This window comes from Pseudomonas sp. B1(2018), from assembly GCF_003097365.1.
Lineage (GTDB): Bacteria > Pseudomonadota > Gammaproteobacteria > Pseudomonadales > Pseudomonadaceae > Aquipseudomonas > Aquipseudomonas laurylsulfatiphila.
Window position 1 is genome coordinate 1 of sequence record NZ_PYUK01000043.1, and the last position, 2,334, is coordinate 2,334.

The window sequence follows — 2,334 nt, forward strand, 5'->3', positions numbered from 1 at the left end:
CGCCGCGTTCGGCGGCTACAAGAAGTCCGGCGTCGGCCGTGAAACCCACAAGATGATGCTCGACCACTATCAGCAGACCAAAAACCTGCTGGTGAGCTACGACATCAATCCGTTGGGCTTCTTCTAAGCCCCTTGGAATGTAGGAGCTGCCGCAGGCTGCGATCTTTTGATCTTTGCTTGTCGGTGGCTCCCATTGCCTGTTCAAAAGATCGCAGCCTGCGGCAGCTCCTACAGGGCTGGATGCTCTGCTCCCCTTGATCGCCCCTTTGGAGCCCTCGATGAAAATCCGTTACAAGGTGAGCCTTGTGGCTGCTTGTGTGCTGTTGGTGACCACCAGTCTTCTATCGCTGGTTCAGGTAGAGCAGATCCGTAGCATTTTGCGTCACCAGGTCGAGGCGAGCATTGCCGAATCGAGCAATGCGGTGGCACGGCAGATCGAGAACTGGCTGAACGGCAAGCTTCATCTGATGGACCTGGCCTCCCAGGCGATCGATCGCCAATACAGTGTGCAAGCGACCCAACGCATCATCGATTCGCCCATTCTGAAAGACGAATTCAAGCTGGTGTTCGGCGCCCTTGAGTCAGATGGAAAACCCATCAAGAACACGGCGGCGTGGAATCCGAAACCCGATTATGACGGTCGCACCCGTCCCTGGTACGCGACTGGAAAGACCGGCAGCCAAGCCGTCCTGACCGAACCCTACAAGGACTCCACCACGGGTGAAATCCTGATCTCGGCCGTCGCCCGGATCAGCGATGCGGGACAGTTGCTCGGGGTGTTTGGCGGTGACATCCGCCTGACCACAGTGGCCGATGCCATCAATACCCTGGATTTCGGCGGGGCCGGTTATGCGTTCCTGCTCAGTAAAAGCGGCAACATCATTTCCCACCCGGACGCCGAACTGAACGGCAAGCCCTACAGTCAGCTTTTTGCCGGGAGCGCCCTGCCCCTCGACGCTCAGCTTCAAGAGGTGCGCAGCGATGGGAAGTCGCTCCTGGTGTCCTTCATCCCGCTCTCCGATCTCAAGGGCATGGACTGGTACATCGGCGTGGTCCTGGACCAGGACATCGTCATGGCCGCCGCCCATACCCTGAGTTGGCGAGCGGTGATCGGTACCGGCCTGGGCGTGCTGCTCAGCCTGTTGGTGTTGGGCCTGCTGGTCAGGCGACTGCTGCGGCCGCTGGAACAACTGAAGGACTCGCTGGCAGACATCAATCGCGGTGAAGGCGACCTGACCCGCCAACTGCCTGTGGTCGGCAATGATGAAATTGCCCTGGTCGCCGGGGAATTCAACCAGTTCCTGCACAACCTTAAGGCGCTGATTGGCGACGTGAAAAACAGCTCGCAACAGGTCCGCGAGAGCACCACCGCGACCTCGTGCGAAGCGGATCAGGCCGCCAGCCGCGTACAGGTGCAGTTGCAGGAACTGGATCAACTGGCCACCGCCATGACCGAAATGGCCTCGACCGCCGAGGACGTCGCGCGCAACGCGCAAACCGCTGCCGAAGCGGCGATTGCCGCCAACGAAGAAACCGCCGACGGCGTCGCTCTGGTTTCCCGGTCTACCGGGGCCATCAAACGCTTGGCCGAGGAAATGGATGCCACCGGTCATGCGATCAATGACTTGTCCACCCTCAGTCAAAGCATTGAATCGATTGTGGCGGTCATCACCAGCATCGCTGACCAGACCAATCTGCTCGCCCTCAATGCCGCCATCGAAGCAGCCCGTGCCGGCGAATCGGGACGCGGGTTTGCAGTCGTGGCCGATGAGGTGCGCTCCCTGGCCTCGCGCACCCAGCAATCCACCCAGGAAATACGCGAGATGATCGACCAGCTGCAGACCGGGGTAAAACATGCCCAGGCACGCATGCAACAGAGCCGCGACACGGCCAGCAAGACGGCCGGGGATGCCAATGCCGCCAATGACACCCTCGAACGCATACGCGAGGCCATTTACCGCATCAATGACATGAACCTGCAGATTGCCGCGGCCGCTGAAGAACAAAGCGCCACGACCGAAGAAATCAACCGCAACACCACCAATATCCGCGACATCAGTATTGAAGTATCCGGCAGCGCGGACAAGCAGGCTCGCCAATGCTCAGCCATGGTGGAGCACGTCGGTCAGCAAGACAAACTACTGAGTCGCTTCCGGATTTGAATGTGCATTTGCCCGAATGCTTGAGCTGCAAACCCGTAACAGATCACAAAAACAACTATTCCACCGAGGTAAGAAAGATGAGTGCGGCTTCCCTGTATCCCGTTCGTCCCGAGGTTCTGGCCAACACCCTGACCGACGAGGCGACCTACAAGGCCATGTACCAGCAGTCGGT

General features: G+C 59.3%; 3 protein-coding genes and 1 pseudogene. All 4 read left to right on the forward strand.

Annotation, left to right across the window (positions count from 1 at the left end; genetic code table 11):
- Window positions 1-127, forward strand: a 127-nt coding sequence (locus C9422_RS31925) for an aldehyde dehydrogenase family protein (protein WP_003137649.1), incomplete at its 5' end; no start/stop codon positions are given.
- A 151-nt stretch (window positions 128-278) separates the two neighbouring features.
- A pseudogene (locus C9422_RS33050) lies at window positions 279-1,304 on the forward strand (cache domain-containing protein); the annotation flags it as partial.
- A gap of 108 nt (window positions 1,305-1,412) precedes the next feature.
- Window positions 1,413-2,162 carry a methyl-accepting chemotaxis protein gene (locus C9422_RS33055; RefSeq protein ID WP_371317883.1) on the forward strand — a complete coding sequence of 250 codons (750 nt, stop codon included), beginning with the start codon at window positions 1,413-1,415 and terminating at the stop codon, window positions 2,160-2,162.
- A 77-nt stretch (window positions 2,163-2,239) separates the two neighbouring features.
- A partial coding sequence (locus C9422_RS33060; protein ID WP_371321739.1) for a hypothetical protein occupies window positions 2,240-2,334 on the forward strand: 95 nt, incomplete at its 3' end.